Origin of the sequence: Photorhabdus sp. S10-54 (assembly GCF_963878145.1) — a bacterium.
Taxonomy (GTDB): Bacteria; Pseudomonadota; Gammaproteobacteria; order Enterobacterales; family Enterobacteriaceae; genus Photorhabdus; species Photorhabdus kayaii.
Genome location: NZ_CAWNXG010000050.1, coordinates 24,222 through 31,853 on the forward strand (window position 1 = coordinate 24,222; position 7,632 = coordinate 31,853).

11 protein-coding genes are annotated in these 7,632 nt (G+C 44.7%); 10 read left to right on the forward strand and 1 reads right to left on the reverse strand.

Annotated features, from left to right (window positions below; all coding sequences use genetic code 11):
* Positions 1 to 35: 35 nt before the first annotated feature.
* On the forward strand, positions 36 to 605 hold the full coding sequence (slyD, locus tag AACQ83_RS20125; RefSeq protein WP_112879351.1) for a peptidylprolyl isomerase: 570 nt from the start codon (positions 36 to 38) through the stop codon (positions 603 to 605).
* Positions 606 to 710: 105 nt separating this feature from the next.
* Here slyD and AACQ83_RS20130 read toward each other — a convergent pair whose 3' ends face one another.
* The gene (locus tag AACQ83_RS20130) at positions 711 to 929 is read right to left on the reverse strand and encodes a protein SlyX (protein ID WP_112879352.1); all 219 of its coding nucleotides are present in this window, start codon (positions 927 to 929) and stop codon (positions 711 to 713) included.
* Positions 930 to 1,179: 250 nt separating this feature from the next.
* Here AACQ83_RS20130 and fkpA point away from each other — a divergent pair, with 250 nt between their 5' ends.
* The 9 genes from fkpA to AACQ83_RS20175 form a co-directional block, all read left to right on the forward strand.
* The gene (gene fkpA / locus AACQ83_RS20135) at positions 1,180 to 1,944 is read left to right on the forward strand and encodes an FKBP-type peptidyl-prolyl cis-trans isomerase (protein WP_112879353.1); all 765 of its coding nucleotides are present in this window, start codon (positions 1,180 to 1,182) and stop codon (positions 1,942 to 1,944) included.
* 410 nt (positions 1,945 to 2,354) lie between these two features.
* Positions 2,355 to 3,077, forward strand: coding sequence for a helix-turn-helix transcriptional regulator (locus AACQ83_RS20140; protein WP_036779966.1), 723 nt, complete (start codon positions 2,355 to 2,357; stop codon positions 3,075 to 3,077).
* Entirely contained in the window at positions 3,077 to 3,472 is a 396-nt protein-coding gene (tusD, locus tag AACQ83_RS20145; RefSeq protein WP_112879355.1) for a sulfurtransferase complex subunit TusD, read from the forward strand. The genes AACQ83_RS20140 and tusD overlap by 1 nt, the downstream gene beginning before the upstream one ends.
* 9 nt (positions 3,473 to 3,481) lie before the next feature.
* Positions 3,482 to 3,841 (forward strand): sulfurtransferase complex subunit TusC, encoded by a 360-nt coding sequence (tusC, locus tag AACQ83_RS20150; protein ID WP_112879356.1) that lies wholly within the window; start codon positions 3,482 to 3,484, stop codon positions 3,839 to 3,841.
* A 20-nt stretch (positions 3,842 to 3,861) separates the two neighbouring features.
* Complete coding sequence (gene tusB / locus AACQ83_RS20155) at positions 3,862 to 4,149, forward strand: sulfurtransferase complex subunit TusB (RefSeq protein WP_112879357.1); 288 nt, start codon at positions 3,862 to 3,864, stop codon at positions 4,147 to 4,149.
* Positions 4,150 to 4,285: 136 nt separating this feature from the next.
* Positions 4,286 to 4,660 carry a 30S ribosomal protein S12 gene (rpsL, locus tag AACQ83_RS20160; protein WP_011144815.1) on the forward strand — a complete coding sequence of 125 codons (375 nt, stop codon included), beginning with the start codon at positions 4,286 to 4,288 and terminating at the stop codon, positions 4,658 to 4,660.
* A 97-nt stretch (positions 4,661 to 4,757) separates the two neighbouring features.
* Positions 4,758 to 5,228, forward strand: a complete 471-nt coding sequence (rpsG, locus tag AACQ83_RS20165; RefSeq protein WP_011144816.1) for a 30S ribosomal protein S7 — start codon at positions 4,758 to 4,760, stop codon at positions 5,226 to 5,228.
* 80 nt (positions 5,229 to 5,308) lie between these two features.
* Positions 5,309 to 7,417 (forward strand): elongation factor G, encoded by a 2,109-nt coding sequence (gene fusA, locus AACQ83_RS20170; RefSeq protein WP_112879358.1) that lies wholly within the window; start codon positions 5,309 to 5,311, stop codon positions 7,415 to 7,417.
* Between the two features lie 73 nt (positions 7,418 to 7,490).
* Positions 7,491 to 7,632, forward strand: a 142-nt coding sequence (locus tag AACQ83_RS20175; RefSeq protein ID WP_072161945.1) for a GTP-binding protein, incomplete at its 3' end; no start/stop codon positions are given.

Below are 7,632 nucleotides of genomic sequence, written 5' to 3' on the forward strand. Positions count from 1 at the left end.
GGTAAAAATTTTTAGACCCACGGGTAGGAGATGTCATGAAAGTAGCAAAAGATTTGGTAGTCAGCTTGGCTTATCAAGTAAGAACAGAAGATGGTGTTTTAGTTGATGAGTCACCGGCGAGTGCGCCGTTGGACTATCTGCATGGCCGTGGTTCATTGATTAGCGGTTTGGAAAAGGCGCTAGAAGGCCGTGAGGCGGGTGAGAGTTTTGATGTCAGCGTACAGGCTGATGATGCCTATGGTCAGTATGATGACAATCTGGTTCAGCGTGTACCAAAAGATGTCTTTGTTGGTGTTGATGAACTGGAAGTTGGCATGCGTTTCCTGGCTGATACCGATATGGGGCCAGTACCCGTAGAAATTACAGCAGTTGAAGATGAGCATGTTGTGGTTGATGGTAACCATATGCTGGCTGGTCAGAATCTAAAATTCAATGTTGAAGTTATTGCCATCCGTGAAGCGACTGAAGAAGAACTGGCTCATGGTCATGTTCATGGTGCTCATGGTCACGAACATGGTGAAGGGTGCTGCGGTGGTCACGGCGATGACGACGATCATCATCATAATGAAGGACACGGATGCTGCGGTGGTGGCGGTTGCCACTGATAAGCTAAAGCGGATAGTGGACTTTTAATATTTAAAAAAAGCGGGGCAAGTTTGGGATAGTTGGTTTCAGCGCTTGCCCTAATTTATTGTAGTTTAATGCCTTTCCTAGTAATGAGGAGGAGGTGTTTCCTCAGATTGTGAAGCGATCATTGAGGGTTGAGTGGCTTTCAATCGTTCTGTCATCAACCGCAAATGATCTCTTAATTTAGTGATCTCCATTTGCTGTTCAGTCACTACCTGATTTAATTCTTCGATAGTTCTTTCTTGAAAGACAATTCGACTTTCCAAACGCTCAAGCCGTTGCTCAAATTCTGACAGATCCATGATTTTCTCCCGTTTCAGGTCCTGTATTGCCCGTGTTAGATGCCTCATATTAATTAAGAGTAGCCTACTATGCCCAGAATATTCTGTGAAATGCGGTTGTTATGAAACCTCTTGTCATTCATGTTGTCCTAATAAGCTTGGGGCACTAAAAAACGGCAAATATTGTATTGTGCTCCTGTAGACGGTTATAGTGACTTGGTTGCATAACTTTTGCTGACGGTAAAATCCCCCAAAGCTATTGGAGAAACAGATGAAATCATTGTTTAAAATTACCCTGCTTGCTACCACATTAGCGATGGCTTTCGGTGCCCCTCAGGTGCTGGCGGCTAAAGCAGATAGTCAGAGTAGCACAGAATTGAACAGCGCATTTAAAACAGAAGATCAGCAAAATGCTTATGCTCTGGGCGCATCTTTAGGGCGTTATATGCAAAACACCCTGAAAGAACAGAAATCTCTGGGTATCCCATTGGATAAAGATCAATTGTTATCGGGTGTGCAGGATGCTTTTAATAACAAGAGCAAACTGACTGACAGCGAAATTGAAAATACGCTGCGTGCATTTGAAGGTAAAGTGAAATCTGCCGCTGAAGCTAAGATGGAAAAAGAAGCCAAAGAGAATGAAGCTAAAGGCGTTAAATATCGTGAAGAATTTGCTAAGGAAAAGGGGGTCATTAAGAGTAAAACCGGCCTTTTATATAAAATAGAGAAGGAAGGCAGCGGTAAGAAGCCTGTGGCAAGCGACACGGTAGTTGTGAACTACCGGGGGACATTGATTGACGGTAAAGAGTTCGATAGCTCCTATAAACGTAATGAACCCCTTTCTATTCGCCTGGATAGCGTTATCCCAGGTTGGACAGAAGGTTTACAGAATGTGAAAAAAGGTGGAAAAATTAAACTGGTTATTCCACCAGAGCTGGCCTATGGTAAAGCGGACCTGCCAGGTATTCCTGCAAATTCGACACTAGTATTTGATATTGAGTTGCTGGATGTTAAAGCGGAGACCAAAGCTAAGTAAGCTATACCCCATGGATTTCAAGATGCATCGCGACGGCAAGGGAGAGAATCCCCGGGAGCATAGCTAACTATGTGATCGGGGTGAGCGAGCGCAGCCAACAAAGAGGCAACTTGAAAGATAACGGGTATATTCGCTAAATATCTTTGATGAATACGGATAAAACCGTTGGTAGAGATTCTGTCAACGGTTTTTTGTTACTGAAAGCTGTGATAGAGACCAAATGTCTGAGTAGCAATGGCTTGACGATGATGTCATGTGGTTTTAACGTCAATATTTCATGTGAATGCAAAGATCTTTGATTAGGATCTCTGTTAAGCTGCAATAATTGAATTTTCACAAGAAATCTTTATAGGTTTATCACGTTGTGTTTTTAGCAAGACGTTGTCTGCGATTGAAGGATGGTGTATTTAATGTCTAACCCGTTATTATCTGGTGATATCAGTGATGTCGATTTACTGGAAAACCAACCGTTTACTGAAACGGACCACGAAATTTTAAAGTCTTATGAAGCCGCAGTTGATGGCTTGGCTATGCTAATTGGTGGGCATTGTGAGATTGTCCTTCATTCATTGGAAGATCTGAAATGTTCAGCCGTCAGAATAGCCAACGGAGAACATACAGGTCGTAAAATAGGTTCACCTATCACTGATCTTGCGCTGCGTATGTTACATGACATTACAGACGAAGATTGTAGTGCATCCAAAGCCTATTTTACCCGAGCGAAAAGCGGTTCATTGATGAAGTCAGTCACGATTGCGATCCGCAACCGGAATCGCCGAGTGATCGGCCTTTTGTGCATTAATATGAATCTTGATGTCCCTTTCTCTGAAATTATTCAGACATTTATTCCAGAGGAAACACATGATGTCGCACCAAATGTAAATTTTGCCTCATCCGTGGATGATTTGGTTGCGCAAACGCTGGAGTATACTATCGAAGAAGTTAATATTGATCGCAGTGTATCCAATAATGCCAAGAACAGACAGGTGGTTCTGAATCTCTATGAGAAAGGTATTTTTGATATTAAAGATGCAATCAATCAGGTTGCTGAGCGTTTAAATATTTCTAAACATACTGTTTATCTCTATATTCGTCAGTTTAAAAATGGTGAATGTTTAGGGCCTGAGCGGTAATGTCTTCGCTGTCTTATTGTCTGCTGGTTACGGGGCCTGCATATGGCACCCAACAAGCCAGCAGTGCTTACCAATTCGCCCAAGCTTTGATTTCGATGGGGCATAAACTTAATACTGTATTTTTTTATCGGGAAGGGGTTTATAACGGCAATCAGTTGACTGCACCAGCCAGTGATGAGTTTAACTTGGTTAGCGCATGGCAGATGATGGCAACGGAGCACCGGTTTAGCATGCACATTTGTATTGCCGCTGCCCTTCGCCGTGGTGTTCTTGATGTTCAGCAGGCAAGTGAGTTGAACTTACCGGTAGCAAACTTGGCTGAAGGGTTTGAATTAAGCGGATTGGGAACACTGGCTGAAGCTATGCTAACTTGCGACCGTGTGGTGCAATTCTGAGAGGCAAAAATGAAAAAAATCGCTTTTGTCTTCACTAAAGCGCCTCATGGTGATGCAGGGGGTAGAGAAGGTCTAGATGCATTGCTGGCAACTTCGGCATTAACAGAAAAGATAGGTGTATTTTTTATTTCTGACGGTGTGTTTCAACTATTACCAGATCAGCAGCCTGACAGAATTCTCTCCAGAAACTATATCGCTACTTTTAAGGTGTTGCCTTTGTACGATATTGAAGAATGTTATTTGTGCCAGGAAGACCTTGTTATGCGTGGATTAAGCTCAGTCAATCATTTTGTTCTGGATGCGAAAGTGATACCCGCAGAAACGATCCGTGAGAAACTGGTTGACTATGATGTTGTGCTGACATTCTGAGCTATTGGAAGGACAATGAGATGCTATATACTGTTGGCCGATCGCCATATCAATGTGATTTCAATGTGATATCCAAGCTGCTTGCCAGTGGTGATGACATCTTATTTATTCAGGATGGTGTACTGGCAGGTATTGAGGGTAATTGCTATCTGCCGGCGTTGATCAGTCGTGGTGCTACATTGTATGCGCTAAAAGAAGATATTGAGGCGCGGGGATTGGACGATCAGGTTTCAGACAAAGTGCAAGTGATCGACTATACTGACTTTGTTAACCTGACGGTAAAACACCATCAACAATTCGCCTGGTAGTTGAGAAAAAGCTGTATATTTCTTGACACTTTGGCGAGTCAGCCATAAAATTCCGCGTCCTCGTGTTTTGCCGTTAGGGCAGACAAGAGATTTAATCCGTGTTTACGAAGCAAAAAAACCAGGAGTTTTTTTAATAATGGCAACTATTAACCAGCTGGTGCGCAAACCCCGTAGCATGAAGGTTGCAAAAAGCAACGTTCCTGCTCTGGAAGCTTGCCCGCAGAAGCGCGGCGTATGTACTCGCGTATATACCACCACCCCTAAAAAACCAAACTCTGCACTGCGTAAAGTATGTCGTGTGCGTTTGACTAACGGTTACGAAGTTTCTTCTTACATCGGTGGTGAAGGCCACAACTTGCAGGAACACTCCGTAATTCTGATCCGTGGCGGTCGTGTTAAAGACTTGCCAGGTGTGCGTTACCACACTGTTCGCGGTGCACTGGACTGTTCCGGTGTTAAAGACCGTAAACAAGGTCGCTCTAAGTACGGTGTGAAGAAGCCAAAAGCTTAATGGTACTCCGTTAAGTAAGGCCAAACATTATTTACCTTAATGTCAAAATAAACTCATAGAGTTTTGGACAACCCTGAATTCGAAACGGAGTATTTCCATGCCACGTCGTCGTGTAATTGGTCAGCGTAAAATTCTGCCAGATCCAAAGTTTGGATCTGAATTACTGGCCAAATTCGTCAATATCCTGATGGTAGATGGTAAAAAATCTACTGCGGAAGCAATTGTATATAGTGCGCTTGAGACCCTGGCTCAGCGCTCTGGTAAAGAGCACCTGGAAGCGTTTGAACTTGCATTGGATAATGTGCGTCCAACCGTGGAAGTTAAGTCCCGCCGTGTTGGTGGTTCTACTTATCAGGTTCCAGTTGAAGTTCGTCCGGTTCGTCGCAATGCGTTAGCAATGCGTTGGATCGTTGAAGCTGCTCGTAAACGCGGTGATAAATCTATGGCCCTACGCCTGGCGAACGAATTATCTGATGCAGCCGAGAATAAAGGCACTGCTGTTAAGAAACGTGAAGACGTTCACCGTATGGCAGAAGCTAACAAGGCGTTCGCACACTACCGTTGGTAATCTCATCGTAGTGATGATGCCCTGGGTGGCTGTTCTGCCACCCAGATTTACATTGAACGTCCTAGGAATAGAGGAATCAAATGGCTCGTACAACACCCATTGCACGCTACCGTAACATCGGTATCAGTGCACACATCGACGCCGGTAAGACCACCACTACCGAACGTATTCTGTTCTACACTGGTGTAAACCATAAGATCGGTGAAGTTCATGATGGCGCTGCTACTATGGACTGGATGGAACAGGAGCAGGAGCGTGGTATTACCATCACCTCCGCAGCAACAACTGCTTTCTGGTCAGGTATGGCTAAGCAGTTTGATGCGCACCGTATCAACATCATCGACACTCCAGGGCACGTTGACTTCACCATCGAAGTAGAACGTTCCATGCGTGTTCTTGACGGTGCGGTCATGGTTTATTGTGCGGTTGGTGGTGTTCAGCCACAGTCCGAAACCGTATGGCGTCAGGCAAATAAATATAGAGTTCCACGTATCGCGTTCGTTAACAAAATGGACCGTATGGGAGCGAATTTCTTACGCGTTGTTGAGCAGCTCAAAACTCGCTTGGCGGCAAACCCAGTACCTCTGCAATTAGCCATTGGTGCAGAAGATGTGTTCACCGGTGTTGTTGACTTGGTGAAAATGAAAGCCATCAACTGGAACGATGAAGATCAGGGAACCACCTTCACTTACGAAGATATCCCAGCTGATATGCAGGATCTGGCGGAAGAATGGCGTAGCAATTTGATTGAAGCCGCTGCGGAAGCATCAGAAGAGCTGATGGAAAAATACCTTGGCGGTGAAGAACTGACTGAAGAAGAGATCAAAGCTGGTCTGCGTCATCGTGTTCTGACTAACGAAATCATCCTGGTTACTTGTGGTTCTGCATTTAAGAACAAAGGTGTTCAGGCAATGCTGGATGCAGTTATTGAGTACCTGCCAGCACCAACGGATGTTGAATCCATTAAAGGTATTCTGCCAGACGGTAAAGATACGTCGGCAGAGCGTCACTCTGACGACAACGAACCATTTTCGGCACTGGCGTTTAAAATCGCTACTGACCCGTTCGTTGGTAACTTGACCTTCTTCCGTGTCTACTCTGGTGTGGTTAATTCCGGTGATACCGTTCTTAACCCAGTGAAAGACAGAAAAGAGCGTTTTGGCCGTATCGTTCAGATGCATGCTAATAAACGTGAAGAAATTAAAGAAGTTCGTGCAGGTGACATCGCGGCTGCGATTGGCCTGAAAGATGTGACTACCGGTGATACGCTGTGTGATATCAACTCCCCAATTATCTTGGAGCGTATGGAATTCCCAGAGCCAGTCATTTCTGTTGCTATTGAGCCAAAAACTAAAGCTGACCAGGAAAAAATGGGTATCGCTTTAGGTCGTCTGGCTCAAGAAGACCCATCATTCCGCGTGTCTACCGATGAAGAATCTGGTCAGACTATTATCGCCGGTATGGGTGAGCTTCACTTGGATGTTCTGGTTGACCGTATGCGTCGTGAGTTCAAAGTTGAAGCGAACGTCGGTAAACCTCAGGTTGCTTACCGTGAAACCATCCGTTCTACTGTTGAGCAAGAAGGTAAATTTGTTCGTCAGTCTGGTGGTCGTGGTCAGTTTGGCCACGTATGGCTGCGTATTGAACCAATGGAACCCGGTGGCGTAGGCTATGAATTCGCCAATGAAATCGTTGGTGGTGTTGTTCCTAAAGAATATATCCCGGCAGTAGATAAGGGTATTCAGGAACAAATGAAAAATGGTGTTCTGGCCGGTTACCCGATTGTTGACGTTAAAGTGGCACTATTCGATGGCTCTTACCACGAAGTGGACTCTTCTGAAATGGCGTTCAAAATCGCAGGTTCTATGGGCTTCAAAGAAGGCTTTATGAAGGCGAAACCAGCTCTGCTGGAGCCTATCATGAAAGTTGAAGTTGAAACACCAGAAGATTACATGGGTGACGTTATCGGTGACCTAAACCGCCGCCGTGGTATGATTGACGGTATGGAAGATATGACTACCGGTAAAATCGTACGTGCTCAGGTACCATTATCTGAAATGTTTGGTTATGCTACTGACCTGCGTTCTCAGACCCAAGGTCGTGCTTCTTACTCTATGGAGTTCCTGAAGTACAATGAAGCGCCGAGCAACGTCGCTCAGGCTATTATCGAATCTCGTAAAGCTAAATAAGTTTTTCGGGTTTAATATCTAGATTCAGCTCCCTCTCCAATATGATGAGGGTGCGATATTAAGGAATAGAGTCGTGTCTAAAGAAAAATTTGAACGTACAAAACCGCACGTTAACGTTGGTACTATCGGCCACGTTGACCACGGTAAAACTACCCTGACTGCTGCTATCACTACTGTATTGGCTAAAACCTACGGTGGTAATGCTCGTGCATTCG